This is a genomic window from Pseudomonas sp. S30, from assembly GCF_016518545.1.
Lineage (GTDB): Bacteria > Pseudomonadota > Gammaproteobacteria > Pseudomonadales > Pseudomonadaceae > Aquipseudomonas.
This window is the reverse complement of the sequence record NZ_JACVTO010000003.1, coordinates 50,320-69,533: the sequence shown is the minus strand read 5'-3', so window position 1 is coordinate 69,533 and position 19,214 is coordinate 50,320. Positions and strand designations below refer to the sequence as shown.

General features: G+C 67.0%; 17 protein-coding genes. 7 read left to right on the top strand and 10 right to left on the bottom strand.

The genetic code is table 11. The features are described from left to right. Positions 1–29: 29 nt before the first annotated feature. The 7 genes from cobG (at position 30) to IAE34_RS04780 (ending at position 6,544) form a co-directional block, all read left to right on the top strand. Positions 30–1,361 carry a precorrin-3B synthase gene (gene cobG / locus IAE34_RS04810; RefSeq protein WP_442793183.1) on the top strand — a complete coding sequence of 444 codons (1,332 nt, stop codon included), beginning with the start codon at positions 30–32 and terminating at the stop codon, positions 1,359–1,361. Continuing rightward, complete coding sequence (locus tag IAE34_RS04805) at positions 1,354–1,980, top strand: precorrin-8X methylmutase (RefSeq protein ID WP_200137720.1); 627 nt, start codon at positions 1,354–1,356, stop codon at positions 1,978–1,980. Before cobG ends, IAE34_RS04805 begins: the two co-directional genes overlap by 8 nt. Next, the gene (locus IAE34_RS04800) at positions 1,980–2,711 is read left to right on the top strand and encodes a precorrin-2 C(20)-methyltransferase (RefSeq protein WP_200137719.1); all 732 of its coding nucleotides are present in this window, start codon (positions 1,980–1,982) and stop codon (positions 2,709–2,711) included. The genes IAE34_RS04805 and IAE34_RS04800 overlap by 1 nt, the downstream gene beginning before the upstream one ends. After that, the gene (gene cobJ, locus IAE34_RS04795; RefSeq protein ID WP_200137718.1) at positions 2,699–4,420 is read left to right on the top strand and encodes a precorrin-3B C(17)-methyltransferase; all 1,722 of its coding nucleotides are present in this window, start codon (positions 2,699–2,701) and stop codon (positions 4,418–4,420) included. Before IAE34_RS04800 ends, cobJ begins: the two co-directional genes overlap by 13 nt. A 90-nt stretch (positions 4,421–4,510) precedes the next feature. Beyond that, on the top strand, positions 4,511–5,191 hold the full coding sequence (locus tag IAE34_RS04790; protein WP_200137717.1) for a hypothetical protein: 681 nt from the start codon (positions 4,511–4,513) through the stop codon (positions 5,189–5,191). A 59-nt stretch (positions 5,192–5,250) separates the two neighbouring features. Then, entirely contained in the window at positions 5,251–5,928 is a 678-nt protein-coding gene (locus IAE34_RS04785; protein ID WP_200137716.1) for a hypothetical protein, read from the top strand. Beyond that, the gene (locus IAE34_RS04780) at positions 5,921–6,544 is read left to right on the top strand and encodes a hypothetical protein (RefSeq protein ID WP_200137715.1); all 624 of its coding nucleotides are present in this window, start codon (positions 5,921–5,923) and stop codon (positions 6,542–6,544) included. The genes IAE34_RS04785 and IAE34_RS04780 overlap by 8 nt, the downstream gene beginning before the upstream one ends. A gap of 21 nt (positions 6,545–6,565) precedes the next feature. Here the strand turns inward: IAE34_RS04780 and IAE34_RS04775 are convergent, their stop codons facing one another. The 10 genes from IAE34_RS04775 to aroQ form a co-directional block, all read right to left on the bottom strand. Then, a complete protein-coding gene (locus IAE34_RS04775) occupies positions 6,566–9,328 on the bottom strand; it encodes a hybrid sensor histidine kinase/response regulator (protein WP_200137714.1) in 2,763 nt (920 codons plus the stop codon). 105 nt (positions 9,329–9,433) lie between these two features. Next, entirely contained in the window at positions 9,434–10,729 is a 1,296-nt protein-coding gene (purD, locus tag IAE34_RS04770) for a phosphoribosylamine--glycine ligase (protein ID WP_200137713.1), read from the bottom strand. 181 nt (positions 10,730–10,910) lie between these two features. Next, positions 10,911–12,518 (bottom strand): bifunctional phosphoribosylaminoimidazolecarboxamide formyltransferase/IMP cyclohydrolase, encoded by a 1,608-nt coding sequence (gene purH, locus IAE34_RS04765; protein ID WP_200137712.1) that lies wholly within the window; start codon positions 12,516–12,518, stop codon positions 10,911–10,913. Between the two features lie 80 nt (positions 12,519–12,598). Then, complete coding sequence (fis, locus tag IAE34_RS04760) at positions 12,599–12,919, bottom strand: DNA-binding transcriptional regulator Fis (protein ID WP_029614158.1); 321 nt, start codon at positions 12,917–12,919, stop codon at positions 12,599–12,601. Then, a complete protein-coding gene (gene dusB, locus IAE34_RS04755) occupies positions 12,916–13,929 on the bottom strand; it encodes a tRNA dihydrouridine synthase DusB (protein WP_200137711.1) in 1,014 nt (337 codons plus the stop codon). Before dusB ends, fis begins: the two co-directional genes overlap by 4 nt. 187 nt (positions 13,930–14,116) lie before the next feature. Further along, positions 14,117–15,451 carry a DUF3426 domain-containing protein gene (locus IAE34_RS04750; protein ID WP_200137710.1) on the bottom strand — a complete coding sequence of 445 codons (1,335 nt, stop codon included), beginning with the start codon at positions 15,449–15,451 and terminating at the stop codon, positions 14,117–14,119. 42 nt (positions 15,452–15,493) lie between these two features. Continuing rightward, complete coding sequence (gene prmA / locus IAE34_RS04745; protein ID WP_200137709.1) at positions 15,494–16,372, bottom strand: 50S ribosomal protein L11 methyltransferase; 879 nt, start codon at positions 16,370–16,372, stop codon at positions 15,494–15,496. 299 nt (positions 16,373–16,671) lie between these two features. After that, entirely contained in the window at positions 16,672–18,027 is a 1,356-nt protein-coding gene (accC, locus tag IAE34_RS04740; RefSeq protein WP_200137708.1) for an acetyl-CoA carboxylase biotin carboxylase subunit, read from the bottom strand. A gap of 17 nt (positions 18,028–18,044) precedes the next feature. Then, entirely contained in the window at positions 18,045–18,509 is a 465-nt protein-coding gene (accB, locus tag IAE34_RS04735) for an acetyl-CoA carboxylase biotin carboxyl carrier protein (protein ID WP_200137707.1), read from the bottom strand. Positions 18,510–18,615: 106 nt separating this feature from the next. Then, entirely contained in the window at positions 18,616–19,071 is a 456-nt protein-coding gene (gene aroQ, locus IAE34_RS04730) for a type II 3-dehydroquinate dehydratase (RefSeq protein ID WP_200137706.1), read from the bottom strand. Positions 19,072–19,214: the final 143 nt, after the last annotated feature.

Below are 19,214 nucleotides of genomic sequence, written 5' to 3'. Positions count from 1 at the left end.
GCCTCGATTGCCCACGCGCGCCCTGACGATTGCCGGACACCCGCTTGAAGCCCACCCACGCCCCCGTCGCTGCACCCCGTCCCTCGGCCTGTCCGGGGTTGTGGCGCATCGTCGCGGCGGCCGATGGTGGTATCTGTCGGGTCAAGTTGCCCGGCGGGCAGTTGTCGGCCGAGCAGGCCGAGGCGGTGGCCGAGGCGGCCGAACGCTACGGCTCGGGCGTGATCGAGGCGACCAACCGCGCCAACCTGCAGATCCGCGGCATCGGCGCCCAGCACGCCGCCTTGATCGACCACCTGCTCGGCGCCGGCCTCGGCCCGCGCGAGGCGGCCGGCGACGATGTGCGCAACCTGATGCTCAGCCCCCTGGCGGGGGTGGACCCGGCGAGCGTGGTCGATGTGCGCCCGCTGGCGGGGCAGATCCTGCACCTGCTGGAAACCACTCCGGCGCTGCACGCGCTGTCGGCCAAGTTCGCCCTCCAGTTGGACGGCGGCGAAGACCTGGCGATGCTGGCCCACCCCCATGACCTGTGGCTGTCGGCGCTGACCCTGGAGCAGCGGCCCTGGCTCGCCTTCGGCCTGGCCGGCTGTCCGGGCCACGACGCGCCCTTGGGCGCCGTGCCGCTGGCGCAGGGCCTGGCCTTGGTGCACGCGGTGCTGGAGCGCTTCCTGGCCCTGGCCAGCCCTGAGCAGTCGCGCATGCGCCAGTTGTTGCAGGACTGTTCGACCCAGGTGTTCATCGACGGCCTGGGCCTGACCCTGCGTCGCGACGCCGCCGTGTGTGGCTGGCGTCGTGCGCCGGCGACGTCCGCCTGGCTGGGCCTGCTGGCCCAGCGTGATGGCATGGCCTTGGGCGTGGCCCCGCCGTTGGGTCGCCTGACCCCGGCGATGCTGCGCGGCGCGGCTCAGCAGGCTCGTCTGGCAGGGGACGGCAGCCTGCGCTTGACGCCCTGGCAGAGCCTGGTCCTGCCCAACCTGGACCCGCAGCGACGGGTGCCGGTACAGGCCGCCCTGGCCCACCTGGGCCTGATCGACCAGGTGCAGCACCCGTTGGCGCGCGTCGCGGCCTGCACCGGCGCCAACGGCTGCGCGCGCGGTCTGGCCGACACCAAGCGCGACGCACGGGTCGTCGCCGCCCTGCTGCACCGCGGCGCCCCCGCCAGCGTGCACCTGACCGGCTGCCCACGTTCCTGCGCCCTGGCCCATGTCGCGCCCGCCACCTTGCTGGCCCGGGCGCCGGGTCGCTACGACCTCTATCTGCGCGACGCGCGCCTGCCGGGATTCGGCAGCCTGCGCGCGTGCGACCTTACCCCAGAAGAAGCAGGCGCCATGCTCGACCTGCCGACGGAGCACCTCGATGATTGACTACATTCGCGATGGTCAGGAGATCTATCGCAATTCCTTCCGCATCATTCGCCAGGAGGCGCGCCTGGAACGTATTCCTGCCGACCTGGAAAAGCTCGCGGTGCGGGTGATCCATGCCTGTGGCATGGTCGAGGCCGTCGACGGCCTGCAATTCTCCGAAGGCGCCGGTCGCGCCGGGCGCGAGGCCCTGGCTAGCGGTGCGCCGATCCTGTGCGATGCGCACATGGTCGCCGAAGGCATCACCCGCGCCCGGCTGCCAGCCAACAACGAGGTCATCTGCACCCTGCGCGACCCGCGCGTGCCGGCGATGGCCAAGGCGGCCGGCAACACCCGCTCGGCGCTGGCCCTGGAACTGTGGCGAAGCCATCTGCAGGGCAGCGTGGTGGTGATCGGCAACGCGCCCACGGCCTTGTTCTATCTGCTGGAAATGCTCGATGCCGGCGCGCCGAAACCGGCGCTGATCCTCGGCTTCCCGGTGGGCTTCGTCGGCGCGGCCGAGTCCAAGGCCATGCTCGCCGCCGACAGCCGTGGCGTGCCCTTCGTGATCATGCAGGGTCGCCTGGGCGGTAGCGCCATGGCGGCGGCGGCGGTAAACGCCCTGGCCACGGAGGTGGAGTGATGCAGCCTCGCGGACGTCTGCTCGGCCTGGGCGTAGGGCCCGGCGACCCGGAACTGATCACGCTCAAGGCTCTGCGCCTGCTGCGCGAGGCCGAAGTGATCGCCTACTTCGTGGCCAAGGGCAAGCGCGGCAATGCCTTCGGCATCATCGAGGGCCACCTGCACGCGCAGCAGACCCTGCTGCCGCTGGTCTACCCGGTGACCACCGAAGCGCTGCCGGCACCGCTGTCGTACGAGCAGGTGATCAGCGATTTCTACGACGAAGCCAGCATGCAGGTCGCCGAACACCTGGACGCCGGCCGCGACGTGGCGGTGATCTGTGAAGGCGACCCGTTCTTCTACGGCTCCTACATGTACCTGCACGATCGCCTGGCCCCGCGCTACGACGCGCAGGTGATACCGGGCGTATGCTCGATGCTCGGCGGCGCCTCGGTGCTGGGCGCGCCGCTGGTCTACCGCAACCAGACCCTGACCGTGCTCAGCGGTGTGCTGCCCCACGAGGACCTCAAGCGGCGTCTGGCCGAGGCCGATGCGGCGGTGATCATGAAGCTGGGGCGCAATTTCCCCAAGGTGCGCCAGGTGCTCGCCGAACTGGGGCTGGATCGGCGGGCGCTCTACGTGGAACGGGCGACCATGGCCAACCAGAAGATCGTCGCCCTCGATGAGGTGGATCCGCAATCCTCGCCGTATTTTTCGCTGATCGTGGTGCCGGGGGAAAAATGGCAGGGATGAACGACCACGACGCCATCGCCATCGTCATCCTCGGTGCGGGTAGCCTGGCCACCGCCAGGCGCGTGCAGCAGCGCTTGCCCCAGGCCCGCATCCATGGCCTGAGCGGCCGCGTCGAAGGGGTGGACCACCTCTATGAGAACTTCGGCGACACCTTGCGCGGCCTGTACCGCGAGGGCGTGCCCATCGTCGCCCTGTGCGCCGCCGGCATCGTCATCCGTAGCCTGGCGTCGGTACTCGACGAGAAAGGCACTGAGCCACCCGTGCTGGCCGTGGCCGAGGATGGCAGTGCAGTGGTACCGCTGCTGGGCGGGCTCAGCGGGGTCAACCGCCTGGCCCGCGAGATCGGCGAGGCGCTGGGCGTGGCGGCGGCGATCACCACCAGCGGCGAGCTGCGGTTCGGCACCTGCCTGCTCAACCCGCCAGCGGGCTATGCCCTGGCCGACCTGGAGCAGGGCAAGCGTTTCGTTTCCGACCTGCTGGCCGGCGAGGCGTTGCGCATCGAAGGCGCCGCGCCCTGGCTGGCCCAGGCCGCCCTCACCCAGGCCGACGATGCGCGGCTGAGCCTGCACGTGAGCTGCACGGCACGCGCGCCGAGTCGCGACGAGCTGCTGATTCATCCGCGCTCGGTGCTGGTGGCCATCGAGGCGGCCAGCGCCCAGTCCGTACACGCCGGCGACCTGGCCGCGCGCGTGCGCGCCGCGCTGGCCGCCGAGCACCTCGCCGAGGCTTCGTTGGTGTGCCTGCTGGCAGATGAACGGGCCATGGCCGAACCGGCGCTGCACGAGGCGGCTCGCGCCTTGGACGTGCCGCTGCGCTTCACCACCGCCGACGGCCTGGCCAGCACGGTACAGCGCACGGTCAGCGCCGCGCAGTTGATAGCGCGCGACGGCTTGCTGATCGGCGTGGCCAATGCGCCCCTCGAGCCCCGGAAGGTGGGGCGCGGTCGTGGTCGCCTGGCGGTGATCGGCCTCGGCCCCGGTGCGGCCGAGCTGATGGTGCCGGCGGTCAAGGCCGAGCTGGCGCGCGCCGAAGACGTGCTCGGCTATGAAACCTACGTGCGCATGGCCGGCCCGTTCCGCGCCGATCAGGTGCTGCACTGCACCGACAACCGCGAAGAGATGCAGCGTGCCCGGCACGCCTTCGAACTGGCCGCCCAAGGCCGTTCGGTGGTGGTGGTGTCCTCGGGCGATCCGGGCGTGTTCGCCATGGCCGCGGCGGTCCTGGAGGCGCTGCACGAATCGACCGACCCTGCCTGGCACCGGGTCGACCTGCAGATACTGCCCGGCGTCTCGGCCTCGCTGGCCACCGCCGCCCAGGCCGGTGCACCGCTGGGCCACGATTTCTGCGTGATGTCGCTGTCGGACAACCTCAAACCCTGGTCGATCATCGAAAAACGCCTGGACCTGGCCGCCCAGGCCGACCTGGTGCTGGCGTTCTACAACCCGATCTCCCGTGCCCGTCCCTGGCAGCTGGGCCAGGCCCTGGACATCGTGCGCCGGCATCGCGATGGGCAGACGCCCGTGGTGCTGGGCCGCGACATCGGCCGTCCCGGGCAGACGCTGACGGTAACAACGCTGGCCGAACTGACGCCCGAAAGGGTCGACATGCGCACCATGGTGCTGCTGGGCTCGTCCACCACCTGCGTGTTTCAGCATCCCGGCGGCACGCCGTGGGTCTATACCCCACGCTGGTACCCCCCGCACCGCTGACCTGAGAGGAACTCCTTCAGAGCGCCCGTGCCGGCGCGCTCTGGCTAATGTGGTTGTCCCTGATGGTCAGGGACAACCAAGGAGATTCCCATGAGCGACGACAACGCTACCCCAAGCACCGACGCCGGCCTGCTGGTCGAAGGCAACCTGCTGGCCTACGGCGCCGGCATGTCCGAGCAGCACCGTCGGGACGTGAAGAACGCTTTCCACTTCGCCACCCTGGCGGCGGACAAGACGCTGGATATCGAGAAAGACGGCAAGGCCTGGTACGACAAGTTCCTCGATGCCATGCGCGACCTGGGCTTCACCACCCCTAAGCGCAGTTTCGAAAAGGAAAGCTCGACCGAGCTGAGCGTCACCCTGGGCGCGGTCGCCGTGCGGGTCATCGGTGCTGCTGGCAGCGCGCTGATCGGTGGCACTGTGCTGGGTGAGCTGGCCAAGAAAGCCTTCGACAAGCTCACCTCCGTGGAAAACGACACGCGCATCGTCCATCACAAGAAGAAGAGCAAGGACCGTGGCGTGATCGGCATGGCGGCCTGCCTGGAAACCGAGAAAGGGGACGTGGTGATGGTCATGAGCTGCGTGCAGTCGACCGCGCCGAACCTGGACGACGACGTGCTGGGCGTGCAGCTCAAGCTCGACCGCGCCGACTACTACGCCGGGCAGGCGGTACTGACCTTGAACAGCTTCGTCTACGACAAGGTGCGCGCCACCGTCGAGGACAAGCTGGGCGTGCGCAGCGTCGAAAACGTGCTGCAGTACGACATCTGATCCGGGGCGCGGCGTCTGCGGGCGCCGCACCTGCGACCTGCACGCAAGGGAGTTCGATCATGACCTACGATGACCACGGGCTGATGCTCATCGGCCACAGCGCACTGCTGATGCCGCCCGACCTCGACCCTCGGCAGCGCGCCGATGCCCTCGACTCGTTGCATTACTGCCAATTGGTCGCCACCAAGCAGGCCGGCGAGCGCTTCGCCCACGAAGATGCCTGGGCCATGGCTTATCGCCAGGGCTTCGCCTCGCTGCGCTGGCTTCGTCTGTCCAGTGCCCACGAGAGTACCACCGGCGCATCTGTCGAGGGCGCTGCCGCGCGGCCCCTGGCCGAATGGACGACGCAGCGCCACCTCGACTTCGACGGCCTGTTGAGCACCATCAGCCAGCGGCTGTTGGATCGACCCGAGGCGCTTGATCAGTTGCTGACCTTCGCCGTTCACGACCAAGGCTCCACGCATGCCCTGAGCGTCGAGTTCGGCCTGCTCGGCGCCGGGCCCACACTGGACCTGTGCAGCATCTCTACTCACAGCCCGCAGCCGATCGACCGCACCGCGCTGATCGCCGCGCTGCGGCGCACGCTGCCGGCCACCGCGCTGACGTTGCGGGCGTTGTCGCTGAAACTCGACGGCGCGCTGTTCGCGGCGCAGCGAGACGAGCTGCATGCCCTGGTCGCGCAGAAAGAGCGCGACAAACCACGCCGTCTGGCAGTGGAAGGGGGTCGCCATGAGTGAAGCCCATGCCGCGGTGATCGGCGCTGGTGTGGTGTCGTTCCTGTCGGGCGTGTCGGCAAGCCAGCGGGACAAGGTCAAACTGGCCCTGGCCTTGGCCGAGCGCGCCACCCAGGATGCCTTCGAGCAAGGCCTGGTGCAGGACTGGTTCGCCTACTACCGCAACCAGCTCAAGTTCATGGGCTGGGACGCGGTCACGGCCGAGCAGATCCACTGGCCGGACAGCGCCCGTGCCGATCAGGTGGACAAAGTGCTGAGCCTGATCTCGAAGACCGCCGGTGGGCATTTCGCCGACTCGGTACAGGTCTCGCTGGCCAGGCTGGCCAACGCTGCACGGCCCCTGGCCGAGCTGGAGCGCCACGCCCGCGAGCGCCAGCACTTCCAGCTGCTGCCCTGTGCCCCTGCGGGGCAGCATCGCGTCGACATGGTGCTGTACCATGAGATCGACCAGCGCGATACCTGGGAAGCGGGGTTCATCAAGCGCCAGCGCAGCCTGAAGAACGTGCGCGCCGAGCTGGTGCGGTTCAACCTCCTGGCATTCGAGAACAGCCACCTGCCCAAGGTGCAGAAGAACGTGGTGGAGGTGGCCCTGCGGCGCATCCTCGACTACGACCTCTGAGGCTCGTCGGCCAGCGCGCGCTCAGGGGCAATCGCGGGCGGTGTCGCGCTGGTTGACCCAGAACTGGATCAGCTCGCGCAACTGCGACAGCTCCACGGGCTTGGCCATGTGGCCGTCCATGCCAGCCTGCAGTGCCCGCTCCTTGTGCTCACCGAGAATGTGCGCGGTGAGCGCCACCACCGGCGTGCGTGGCCGTTGCTGGCTGCGCTCCCAGTCGCGCAGGCGCTCGGTGGCGGAGAAGCCGTCGAGCACGGGCATTTCGCAGTCCATCAGCACCAGGTCGTAGCGCTGGCGCTGCATGGCCAGCAGCGCCTGCTCGCCGTTGCTCGCGGTGTCGGGCTCCAGGTTCAGCTTGCCCAGCATGCCGCGGATCACCTTGGTGGAAATGCTGTTGTCCTCGGCGACCAGAATGCGGAAGTCCGCAGGCAGCTCCAGTGGCGCCGGTGCGCTGCCCAGCGCGGCGGCGATCGCTGTTTCCCGACCGCGCTGGGCCAGCTCCTCGGCCAGGGTGGTCTTGAGGGTGTAGCCGGCCACGGGCTTGGCCAGGATGCGCTTGATACCGGCGTTGCGGGCGATGACCTTGCTCGGCGCATTGCTGATGCCGGTGAGCATGATCACCAGGATGTCGTGGTTGAGGCTGGGGTCTTCCTTGATCTTGGCCGCCAACTGCATGCCGGTCATGCCGGGCATGTTCTGATCCAGCAGCACCGCGTCGAAGTAGTCGCGCAGGTGCGCCTTGGTGCGCAGCAGGGCCAGGGCTTCCTTGCCGGACGGCACGGCGCTGACGTTCATGCCCCAGGCACTGCATTGCTGGACCAGCACCTTGCGACAGGTGTCGTTGTCGTCCACCACCAGCACCCGCGCCTCACGCAGCGAGCCGTCGAGGTCGGCGGTCGGCTGTTCGAGACGGCTGGGGTCCAGGGGCAGGGTCAGCCACAGGGTGTTGCCCCGGCTGGTGCTGGTCTTGATGCCGAACTCGCCCTGCATCAGGCCGATCAGCTGCTTGGCGATCACCAGGCCCAGGTGTCCGCCGAGCTTGTTGCTGGAAAGGAAATGGTGACTGTGCAGTTCGGCCTGCAACAGCGCCTCGCGCTCGGCGCTGGGCATCGCCTCGCCGCTGTCCTGCACGGCGATGCGCAAGCGCACCGTGTCACCGCGCTGATCCAGGGCGACCACCAGCAGGATCTCGCCCTGGTCGGCGTTCTTCAGCGCGCTTTCGAGCAGGCTGGACAGCGCCTGGCGCAGACGCGTCGGGTCGCCGCTGATGACGCGCGGTACCTGGGGCTGGGTGAAGCTGATCAGCTCGACGCTCTGCTGCTCGGCCTTGGCCCTGAAGATGTTCAGGCAATCCTCGATCAGGGCGTGCAGGTCGAACTGCACGTCGTCGAGTTCGATCTGCCGGGATTCGAGCTTGGAGATGTCGAGAATCTCGTTGATCAGGGTCAGCAGCTCGTTGCCGGCGCTGTGGATGGTCTGCACGTAGTCGCGCTGCTTCACCGACAGCGGTGTACCGAGCAGCAGTTCGGTCATGCCCAGCACACCGTTCATGGGGGTGCGGATTTCGTGACTGATCTTGGCCAGGAACTCGGCCTTGGCATTGATCTCGGCGTTGCTGGCGGCCAGGGCGCGGCTGGCGCGGACCCGCTCCTCGTCGGTCTTGCGCAGGCGCTCGCTCACCGCCAGGTTGAGCAGCAGGCCGCTGACCACCGTCAGCCCCAGCAGGATGCACAGCAGCCAGGGGGTGGGCGTGCGGGTCAGGCCCAGCAGTGCCGGCAGCAGCACCAGCCCGCCGAGGGTGAACACCAGCATCCCCGCCGTGAACAGGCGCGCCGGAGCGTAGCCCTTGTACCAGTGGTAGGCGCTGGTCAGCAGCATGCTCAGGCTGCCCAGGGCGAGCAGGCTATAGGTCGAAAGGTTCAGCGGCAGCGTGTCGACGAACAACAGCAGCAGGCCGCACACCGCCGCGGCCAGCATCTCGACCTGCAGCAACCGGTTGAACGGCTGGTTGGCGCAAGGGCTGAAGAAACGCTGGGTGAAATGCAGCCCGGCGATGCCGGCGAAGACCAGCGCCAGGTAGGCGGCAGGGGTCTGCGCGCTGTGCCACAGCTGCCACCAGGGCCCGAACAGGTTGAGCAGGATCAACGCGCTGAGCAGCATCAGCCCATGGTAGAGCGCCAACACCAGGGTCGTGCCGGAGCGGGTGTAGAGAAAGCGGATGAGGTTGTGCAGGATCAGCATCACCAGTGCGCCGAACAGCATCCCGAACAGCAGCGGCTGACGCTGGTCGCTGGCCGCCTGCGCCGCCGATTCCAGGCTGATGGCGGGACGCAGATAGTGCTCGGATACCAGTCGCACGTAGACGTCCAGGGCAGCGGTGGCGTTGGGCAATACCAGCACCTGGTCGCTGCTGCTCACCCCCGTGCGGGCCTTGCCTGGGTGATTTCCCGGATGCGACTCGCGCAGCAGCTTGCCGTCGTCGAGCGCGTAGAGGTCCAGGCGCGACAGATCCGGCGCGAAGATGCGCAGTACGCGGGCCTGCTCGCCAGGCTCCAGGCGATAGTGCAGCCACAGCGCCTGGCCGGGCTCGGCGGCGTCCAGTGCCTCGAGCTCCACTGGACTGAACTGGCTGCGGTAACGCTCGGAGCGCACGTCGGACAGTTGCAGGTTGGCCTGCTCGTCGAGCAGCATCGACCACCCCGAGCCTTGTTCGGCCGAAGCCGGCAGCGGCAAGAACAGGGTCAGCAGGCTGACGAGCAGGGCAGTGGCAATCCGAAGCCGACGCACGACGAGATCCTTTCAGGGCTGAGGGGCCGGGCGACAACTATGCGCGGCGTGCTGCAACGAAGGCAAGGCCCCGCAGGGCCCTGTCGACGAGCCGCGCGCAGGCGCTCAGCGTGACGGTTCACCGCGCTCGCGGGCGATCGCCCGGTAGCCGATGTCAGTGCGATGGAAGCTGGCGTCCCACGTGACCTGCTCGGCCAGGCGGTAGGCCTGGCGCTGGGCCGACGCTACGCTGTCACCCAGAGCGGTGGCGCAGAGCACACGGCCACCTGCGGTGACCACCTGACCGTCCTTGAGAGCGGTGCCAGCATGGAACACCTTGCCTTCCAGCCTGGCCGCCGCGTCCAGACCGCTGATCACTGCGCCCTTGGCGTAGTCGCCCGGATAACCCCCGGCCGCCAGTACCACGCCCAGGCTCGGCCGTGGATCCCACTGCGCCTCGACCTTGTCCAACGCCTTGGCGAAGGCCGCCTCGATCAGCAGTACCAGGCTCGATTCCAGGCGCAGCATCACCGGCTGGGTCTCGGGGTCGCCGAAACGGCAGTTGAATTCGATGACCTTGGGGTTACCTGCCTTGTCGATCATCAGGCCGGCATAGAGGAAACCGGTGTAGACATTGCCTTCGGCGGCCATGCCACGCACGGTGGGCCAGATCACCTGGTCCATCACCCGCTGGTGTACGTCGGCAGTGACCACCGGGGCGGGCGAATAGGCGCCCATGCCGCCGGTATTCGGCCCGGTGTCCCGATCGCCGACGCGCTTGTGGTCCTGGCTGGTGGCCATCGGCAACACGTTGTGGCCGTCGACCATGACGATGAAGCTGGCTTCCTCGCCGTCGAGGAACTCCTCGATCACCACGCGCGAACCGGCGTCACCGAAGGCGTTGCCGGCAAGCATGTCGCGCACGGCGTCTTCGGCTTCCTGGAGGGTCATGGCGACGATCACGCCCTTGCCGGCGGCCAGGCCGTCGGCCTTGATCACGATCGGCGCGCCTTTCTCGCGCAGGTAGGCCAGGGCCGGCTCGATCTCGGTGAAGTTCTGGTAGTCGGCGGTCGGGATCTGGTGACGCGCCAGGAAATCCTTGGTGAAGGCCTTGGAGCCTTCCAGCTGGGCCGCGCCCTTGGTCGGGCCGAAGCACGCCAGGCCGCGGCTGCGGAACAGGTCCACCACGCCGATGACCAGCGGCGCCTCGGGGCCGACGATGGTCAGGTCGACGTTGTGCTCGGCGAAGTCGGCCAGTTGCTCCAGGGCGCAGACATCGATGGCGACGTTCTGGCACTTGGCTTCGGTGGCGGTGCCGGCGTTGCCGGGCGCGACGAAGATTTTTTCCACACGGGGGTCCTGGGCGACTTTCCAGGCCAGGGCGTGCTCACGACCGCCACTGCCGATGATCAAAACGTTCATTTCATAACCTCGAATGCTGTCGGGCGCGAGGACGGACCGCGCGCTGTACCAGGTCGCACCGAAGCGGCTGGGCGCCAGGCTCGGTCGGCGGCGCCGAGCACGGTTGCCGGTTGGCAACGTGCATCGGCGCACCCGACGCCCACCCGGCAGCTGCCTGCCCCAGTGCGGCCGATTGCATGAATCAGTGACGGAAGTGGCGCATCCCGGTGAAGACCATGGCAATGCCCGCTTCGTCGGCGGCGGCGATCACCTCGGCGTCGCGCATCGAGCCGCCTGGCTGGATCACCGCGCGGATGCCCACCTTGGCGGCGTTGTCGATGCCGTCGCGGAACGGGAAGAATGCGTCCGAGGCCATGACCGCCCCCTGCACCTGCAGACCGGCGTGCTCGGCCTTGATGGCGGCGATGCGGGCCGAGTTGACGCGGCTCATCTGCCCGGCGCCGACACCGATGGTCTGGCGGTTGCTGGCGTAGACGATGGCGTTGGACTTGACGAACTTCGCCACTTTCCAGGCGAACACCAGGTCGTGCAGCTCCTGCTCGGTGGGTGCGCGCTGGGTCACCACCTTCAGGTCGTCTGCGCCGATCATGCCGATGTCGCGGCTCTGCACCAGCAGGCCACCGTTGACGCGCTTGAAGTCCCAGCCCGGCGCACGTTCGGCAGGCCACTGGCCGCATTCCAGCAGGCGCACGTTCTGCTTGGCCGCGACCACGTCACGGGCCGCCTGGGAAATGCTCGGGGCGATGATCACCTCGACGAACTGGCGCTCGACGATGGCCGTGGCGGTTTCGCCGTCCAGCTCGCGGTTGAAGGCGATGATGCCGCCGAACGCCGACTCGCTGTCGGTGGCGTAGGCCAGGTCATAGGCCTTGCGGATGCCGCCTTGTTCTTCCGGCACCACGGCCACGCCGCACGGGTTGGCGTGCTTGACGATGACGCAGGCCGGCTTGACGAAGCTCTTCACGCATTCGAGCGCGGCGTCGGTGTCGGCGACGTTGTTGAACGACAGTTCCTTGCCCTGCAACTGGGTGGCGGTGGAGATGCTGGCCTCGCCCTTGTTCGCCTCGACGTAGAACGCCGCGCTCTGGTGCGGGTTCTCGCCGTAGCGCATTTCCTGGGCCTTGACGAACTGGGTGTTGAAGGTGCGCGGGAACTGGCTGCGGCCCTCGGTGGACAGCTGCGCCTGGGACTGGTCGATGCTGCCCATGTAGTTGGCGATCATGCCGTCGTAGGCAGCGGTGTGCTCGAACGCCTTGAGCATCAGGTCGAAGCGCTGGGCGTAAGTCAGGCCGCCGGCCTTGAGGCCTTCGAGCACCTGGGCGTAGTCGCCGGCATTGACCACGATGGCGACGTCCTTGTGGTTCTTGGCCGCGGAACGCACCATGGTCGGGCCGCCGATGTCGATGTTCTCGATGGCGGTCGGCAGGTCGCAGCCCGGCTTGGCGATGGTCGCCTCGAACGGATAGAGGTTGACCGCCACCAGGTCGATCGGCTTGATGCCGTGCTCGTTCATGATGGCGTCGTCGGTGCCGCGACGGCCGAGGATGCCACCGTGGATCTTCGGGTGCAGGGTCTTGACCCGGCCGTCCATCATTTCGGCGAAGCCGGTGTAGTCGGCCACTTCCACCGCGTCCACGCCATTGTCCTTGAGCAGCTTGTAGGTGCCGCCGGTGGACAGGATCTCGACACCGAGCTGTTGCAGCTCACGGGCGAACTCGAGGATACCGGTCTTGTCGGACACGCTGATCAGGGCGCGGCGGATCGGCAGGCGGGTAGTCTGGTCGGTCATTTCGGATTCCATAACGCGGTGGAGTCAGCAAAAAAGGCGCCTCTTTCGACGGAGCCGCCTTTTCTGGTTGGGATTCTGGCTTACAACAGATCGTACTGCTTGAGCTTCTTGCGCAGGGTACCTCGGTTGAGTCCGAGCATCTCGCTGGCCTTGGTCTGGTTGCCCTTGACGTGGTTCATCACGCTCTCGAGCAGCGGCGCCTCGACCTCCGAGAGCACCAGGTTGTACACGTCCGTGACGGTGGCGCCTTCCAGGTGGGCGAAGTAGTTGTGCAGCGCCTTCTCGACGCTGTCGCGCAGGGTCTGACCCTCTTCGCTCGGCGTGTTCAGGTGCTGCTTGAGATTGGCGTTGTCGCTCACGGGCGTTGTTCCACTCACTAATGTCTCGGTCATCATCGTCATGCGGCCACCCCTGGTCCGTCCTCTGTCTCAAGGCTGTGTCGACGTTCGGCGAAGAACGCTCGAACGTTGGCGCATTGCGCTTGGGTATCCTCCAAGCCATTGAACCGGGCGCGAAACTCCCTGCCGCCCTTGCGTGTTGCCAGGTACCACCCCACGTGCTTGCGGGCGATACGAACGCCCATCACATCGCCATAGAAGGCGTGCAATGCGGCCAAATGCTCTAGCAGAATGCGTTCCACTTCATCCAGCCCGGGAGCGGGAAGATGCTCGCCGGTGCGCAGGTAATGCTCGACCTCGCGGAAGATCCAAGGCCGGCCCTGGGCGGCGCGGCCGATCAGCAGGCCGTCGGCGCCGGTGGCAGCCAGCACGGCGCAGGCCTTTTCGGGCGAGGTGATGTCGCCGTTGGCGAACACCGGAATCGACACCGCCTGCTTGATCGCGGCGATGGTGTCGTACTCGGCGTGTCCGGTGTACAGGTCGGCGCGGGTACGGCCATGCACCGCCAGCGCCTGGATGCCCGCCTGTTCGGCGATCTTCGCCACCGTGAGGCCATTCTTGTTCGAGCGATCCCAGCCGGTGCGGATCTTCAGCGTCACCGGCACGTCGACCGCGTCGACCACCGCATGAAGAATCTCGGCTACCAACGCTTCATCTCTCAATAAAGCAGAACCGGCAGCCTTGTTGCAGACTTTTTTCGCCGGGCAGCCCATGTTGATGTCGATGATCTGCGCGCCGGATTCCACGTTGGCCCGTGCCGCCGCAGCGAGCATCTGCGCATCCCCGCCGGCGATCTGCACCGAGCGTGGCTCGGGATCGCCTTCGTGGATGCGGCGCAGGCGCGACTTGCGGCTGTTCCACAGCTTCATGTCGCTGCTGACCATCTCCGATACCACCATGCCCGCGCCCAGGCGCTTGCACAGCAGGCGAAAAGGCTGGTCCGTGACGCCGGCCATGGGCGCGAGAATCAGGTTGTTGTGCAGTGTGTATGGGCCGATGCGTACCGCCGACATAGGTGTTCCCTGTTGTGGGGCCGGATCAAGTGGAGTTCGAAAAAGGGATCGCATGATACCCGCTCTCGGTGACCGGATAAAGATAGCGCTGGATAAAAAGTGAGCAACTGCGCGCCTGCGCCGCATGCCCCAGGCGGCGAGCCCCGCGCCCCTGTGCCGGGGGCTCGGGCCTGCCGTCTGTCGCGGGCTATTCCGGGGAGCGGAAGCTGAGGCTGTAGTTCACGGCCTTCGGGCCGGGATCGAGGATGTCCAGGGCGATATGGATCGGGGTCTGGCTGGGCATTTCGCCACGTCCGGCAAGCTCGCCCGACAGGTATTCGCTGGGCTTGAACCGACGACTGGCGATCAGTTGGCCGTTGAGATCGGCGAAGCGCAGCTCCAGCAGCGGAAACGGCTGGCTGAAGGGGGCACGGTTGTAGATGATGGCATCGACGATCAGCGCGCCCTTGAAGTCCGGATGGCTGCGCACCACCAGGTTGCTGCTCTTGATGCGGGCGACATCGACGCGCGTCGGCACCTGGCAGCCGAGGGTCGGACACAGCTGTTGGAACAACGGACGGTAACGGTCGTGGCGGACCATTTCGTCGAAGTGATAATACAGGTACTGGAAGGCCAGCAGGCCTGCGGCCAGCAGCGCCAGGGCGCCCCACAGCAGGCGCTTGCGCCAGTTGGGTGCGGGCTTGTGCCACTCAAGCTGCAGCGGATCGTCGACCACGTCGACCAAGGGTTCCTTGCGCACCCGTGGCGGCCTGGCGGCCAGCATCGGTTCGAGTCGACCTTCGCCATCCCTGCCATCGAGTGGCTCGACGGGATCGTCATCGCGCGCCGACAGCCGCACTGCGGCATCGTCATCGTCCAGCGCCGACATCCCGGAGCCGACGACGGCGGGATCGTTCGCCGGATGCCAGGCGTCGCTCTGCTCGTCGTCGGCCTGCAGGCCGTTGCGCCGCACTACCGGGTCCAGGTCGTCGTCCAGCGCCAGGTGCGTGCCCAGGGAAGGCTCCAGGCGCTCGTCAGGCGTCGTATCCAGCTCCGATGGGGCGGTTTCCAACAGTACGGGCGCGGTCGTCGGCTCGGCCTGCGGCATGGTGCGCTCGTCGTTGGCCGTGCCGAAGGCCTCGTCGCCGTGCAGCTCGCCCCTGGGATCGTCGCGCCGAGCCTGCAGCGAGTCGTCGCCATGGGGCCTGGGCCGCTCGCCTTGCGGGTCGCGGCGCTCCAGGCTCGCCAGGGCCTGGTCCAGGTCCAGGGCGTCGAAGTCGGCCGCCCAGTCATGCTCGGCGGCGGGCGCAGTCGGCACCACGGGCGGCTGGTCCGTCGCGGCGGTCAAGGGCGACGACTCGGGAGGCTCGGCCATCGGCGGCACTGCTGCGGCCTGGCTCTGTTCGAGCAACTGGCGGGCGGCATTGAACACCTGCAGGCATTGCCCGCACCGCACCACGCCACGGGCCACGCTCAACTGTTGATGGTTGATGCGAAAGCGGGTCTGGCAATGCGGGCACTGGGTGACGAAACTGTCGGTCATGCGGCGATCCGGGTGTGTGCGCAAATGAGATGCAGGGTGGAGTCAGCGGCGACGACCGCTGATGCGGACCCAGCCGTCGCGTTCGGCGATCGGATCCAGGTCGAAGTCGGCGGCGTAGGCATTGGCCACTTCCTCCCCTTGCTCGGCCAGAATACCCGACAGCGCCAGCAGGCCGCCCGGACGTACCAGGCCGGACAGCTGCGCGGCCAGCGAGACCAGGGGGCCGGCCAGGATGTTGGCGACCAGCACGTCCGCCTGCATTGGTGGCAGCTGTTCGGGCAGGTACAGCGCCAGCCGCTGCTCGGCGATGCCGTTGCGCCCGGCGTTGTCGCGCGAGGCCTCCAGGGCCTGCACGTCGATGTCGGTGCCGACCGCCTCGCGGGCGCCCAGCAGCAGGGCGGCAATGGCCAGGATGCCCGAGCCGCAGCCGAAATCGAGCACTTGGACGCCCTCCAGGGCCTGGCCGTCGAGCCACTCCAGGCACAGCGCGGTGGTGGGGTGGGTGCCGGTACCGAACGCCAGGCCCGGATCGAGCAGCAGGTTGACCGCTTCGGGCTGCGGCGCTTGGTGCCAGCTCGGCACGATCCACAGGCGCTGGCCGAAGCGCATGGGCTGGAAGTTGTCCATCCAGCTGCGCTCCCAATCCTGGTCCTCGATAATCTCGGCCTGGTGTTCGGGCAAGGCCTGGCCGGTGATCAGGCGCAGGTGAGCGAACACCTGCTCGGGCTCGGCATCGGCTTCGAACAGTGCCAGCAGGTGCGTGTGCGACCACAGCGGCGTGGTGTTCAGATCGGGTTCGAAGATCGGCTGGTCTTCGGCGTCCATGAACGTGACCGATACGGCGCCCACTTCGAGCAGGGCGTCTTCGTAGGTTTCGGCTTGTTCCGGGCTGATGGCCAGGCGTACTTGCAGCCAGGGCATGGCGGGCACCTTCGCTTAATGTGCTGAATCGACAGGCGCAGCGCAGGGCTGCACGAAAGCGTGCGAGTTTACGCGAGTGCGTGAGCTTTGTAGAGCGAGGGCATGGGCGAGGGGCGCTCGAGCGTACGGGCCGTGAGAGGGGCAGGGGGCTGGCACAGGGTGCGGCGGCGTTGCCGGATCGGCGGCTGGCCGAGGTGGATCAGGCCAGTGGCGCCGGGGCTGCAGGGCAGTCCCGGCACGACGAGGCGAACATCGACACGGTGATGGTGCAGGCCCGCCACCGCATCGGTGCTACCGGATCACTCCTGGCTGGCCAGTTTGTGCTCGAGGTAGTGGATGTTCACGCCACCTTTGCAGAACATTTCGTCGCGTACCAGCTCGCGGTGCAGCGGTACGTTGGTCTTGATGCCATCGACGACGATCTCGTCCAGGGCGTTGCGCATGCGCGCCATCGCCTCGTCGCGGTCCTTGCCGTAGGTGATCAGCTTGCCGATCAGCGAGTCGTAGTTCGGTGGCACCGAGTAACCGCTGTACAGGTGCGAATCGACCCGCACGCCATTGCCGCCCGGGGCATGGAAGTGCTTGACGGTGCCTGGGCTCGGGATGAACTTCTTCGGGTCCTCGGCGTTGATCCGGCATTCTAGCGAATGGCCACGGATCACCACGTCTTCCTGGCTGAACGACAACGGGTTGCCGGCGGCGATGCTCAGCATCTCCTTGACGATGTCGATGCCGGTGACCATTTCCGAGACCGGGTGCTCGACCTGGACGCGGGTGTTCATCTCGATGAAGTAGAAGCGGCCGTCCTCGTACAGGAACTCGAACGTGCCCGCTCCCCGGTAGCCGATCTCGATGCACGCATCCACGCAGCGCTTGAACACTTCCTGGCGGGCCTTCTCGTCGATGCCCGGTGCCGGCGCTTCTTCGAGGACCTTCTGGTGACGGCGCTGCAGCGAGCAGTCACGGTCGCCCAGGTGCACGGCGTGGCCCTGGCCATCGGACAGTACCTGCACTTCCACGTGACGTGGGTTGGTGAGGAACTTCTCCAGGTAGACCATCGGGTTGCCGAAGGCAGCACCGGCTTCGTTGCGGGTCATCTTGGCCGAGGCGATCAGGTCCTCTTCCTTGTGCACCACGCGCATGCCGCGACCGCCGCCGCCGCCAGCGGCCTTGATGATCACCGGATAGCCCACTTCGCGGGCGATGGCCAGTGCGGTCTGTTCGTCTTCGGGCAGCGGGCCGTCGGAGCCCGGCACGGTCGGTACGCCGGACTTGATCATCGCGTCCTTGGCCGACACCTTGTCGCCCATCAGGCGAATGGTGTCGGCTTTCGGGCCGATGAAGGCGAAACCGGATTTTTCCACCTGCTCGGCGAAGTCGGCGTTCTCGGCGAGGAAACCGTAGCCTGGGTGGATGGCGGTGGCGCCAGTCACTTCGGCCGCAGCGATGATCGCCGGGATGTGCAGGTACGAGTCTTTCGACGATGCAGGACCGATGCAGACCGATTCGTCTGCCAGACCCAGGTGCATCAGTTCACGGTCGGCGGTGGAGTGGACCGCGACGGTCTTGATGCCCAGCTCTTTGCAGGCACGCAGGATCCGCAGGGCGATTTCCCCGCGGTTGGCGATCAGGACTTTTTCGAGCTTCCCAGACATCGTTGGCTCTCCGCGATTCAAACGATGGTGAACAGCGGCTGGTCGAACTCGACCGGCTGACCGTCTTGGACCAGGATGGCATCGATCACGCCGCTGACTTCAGCTTCGATGGCGTTCATCATCTTCATCGCTTCGACGATGCACAGGGTGTCGCCTTTCTTCACGGTCTGCCCCACTTCGGCGAAGTTCGGCGAGGTCGGCGACGGCTTGCGATAGAAGGTGCCGACCATCGGCGAGCGTACTGCAGTGCCTTTGAGCGCTGGGGCGGCAGCTTCGGCAACTGGCGTGACGGCGGCCGCGGCAGGGGCCGGCGCGGCGACTGGCGCAGCGAAAGGCGCCGGGGCTGCGTAGTACTGAGCGCCGGCAGGCGCCTTGCTGTTACGGCTGATGCGAACGGACTCTTCGCCTTCCTTGATCTCCAGTTCGTCGATGCCGGACTCTTCCAGCAGTTCGATCAGCTTTTTGACTTTACGGATATCCATTAAGCGGCAACTCCCAAGATTCGGTCGGGGATTCGAGTTTGAAAACGTGTCGAATAGGTTCATTCGTCATGCGTCGTAGGCCAGGTGACTGGACCTGGCCCTTGCATCATCGGGGCTGTGCGTTGGCAGCCAGGTGTTCCAGGGCAGACTCCAGGGCCAGGCGGTAGCCGCTGGCGCCCAGGCCGCAGATCACACCTACAGCCACATCGGAGAAGTAGGAGTGATGACGGAACGGTTCACGCTTGTGCACGTTGGAAAGGTGCACTTCGATGAATGGGATGCTCACCGCGAGCAATGCGTCACGTAATGCGACGCTGGTGTGGGTGAAGGCAGCCGGGTTGATCAGGATGAAGTCCACGCCTTCCTGGCGCGCGGCGTGGATCCGGTCGATCAATTCGTACTCGGCATTGCTCTGCAGGAACTGCAAGTGATGGCCAGCCGCTCGGGCGCGCTGCTCCAGGTCCTGGTTGATCTGGGCGAGAGTGACGGCGCCATAGACGCCTGGCTCGCGAGTACCGAGCAGGTTGAGGTTGGGGCCGTGCAGCACCAGTAGGGTGGCCATCTACGATTTCCTTGGTCTTGTAGGGCAATTCGACATAGCGCGGCGACTATGCCGCAAGTGGGCAGCAGTGTCCAGTTCCCTGCAATAGCCCGCACGTTGACCGAGGTTCGGGCAAAGTATGTGACCATGAACCCTGCTTTGGT

What these genes read in the sequence shown, in the direction of transcription:
- IAE34_RS04790 (WP_200137717.1), top strand. Translation starts at nt 4,511, where the DNA reads ATGAGCGACGACAACGCTACCCCAAGCACCGACGCCGGCCTGCTGGTC.
- IAE34_RS04785 (WP_200137716.1), top strand. Translation starts at nt 5,251, where the DNA reads ATGACCTACGATGACCACGGGCTGATGCTCATCGGCCACAGCGCACTG.
- IAE34_RS04780 (WP_200137715.1), top strand. Translation starts at nt 5,921, where the DNA reads ATGAGTGAAGCCCATGCCGCGGTGATCGGCGCTGGTGTGGTGTCGTTC.
- fis (WP_029614158.1), bottom strand. Translation starts at nt 12,919, where the DNA reads ATGACGATGATGACCGAGACATTAGTGAGTGGAACAACGCCCGTGAGC.
- purH (WP_200137712.1), bottom strand. Translation starts at nt 12,518, where the DNA reads ATGACCGACCAGACTACCCGCCTGCCGATCCGCCGCGCCCTGATCAGC.
- purD (WP_200137713.1), bottom strand. Translation starts at nt 10,729, where the DNA reads ATGAACGTTTTGATCATCGGCAGTGGCGGTCGTGAGCACGCCCTGGCC.
- aroQ (WP_200137706.1), bottom strand. Translation starts at nt 19,071, where the DNA reads ATGGCCACCCTACTGGTGCTGCACGGCCCCAACCTCAACCTGCTCGGT.
- accC (WP_200137708.1), bottom strand. Translation starts at nt 18,027, where the DNA reads ATGTCTGGGAAGCTCGAAAAAGTCCTGATCGCCAACCGCGGGGAAATC.
- accB (WP_200137707.1), bottom strand. Translation starts at nt 18,509, where the DNA reads ATGGATATCCGTAAAGTCAAAAAGCTGATCGAACTGCTGGAAGAGTCC.
- dusB (WP_200137711.1), bottom strand. Translation starts at nt 13,929, where the DNA reads ATGTCGGCGGTACGCATCGGCCCATACACACTGCACAACAACCTGATT.
- cobJ (WP_200137718.1), top strand. Translation starts at nt 2,699, where the DNA reads ATGGCAGGGATGAACGACCACGACGCCATCGCCATCGTCATCCTCGGT.
- IAE34_RS04750 (WP_200137710.1), bottom strand. Translation starts at nt 15,451, where the DNA reads ATGACCGACAGTTTCGTCACCCAGTGCCCGCATTGCCAGACCCGCTTT.
- IAE34_RS04805 (WP_200137720.1), top strand. Translation starts at nt 1,354, where the DNA reads ATGATTGACTACATTCGCGATGGTCAGGAGATCTATCGCAATTCCTTC.
- prmA (WP_200137709.1), bottom strand. Translation starts at nt 16,372, where the DNA reads ATGCCCTGGCTGCAAGTACGCCTGGCCATCAGCCCGGAACAAGCCGAA.
- IAE34_RS04800 (WP_200137719.1), top strand. Translation starts at nt 1,980, where the DNA reads ATGCAGCCTCGCGGACGTCTGCTCGGCCTGGGCGTAGGGCCCGGCGAC.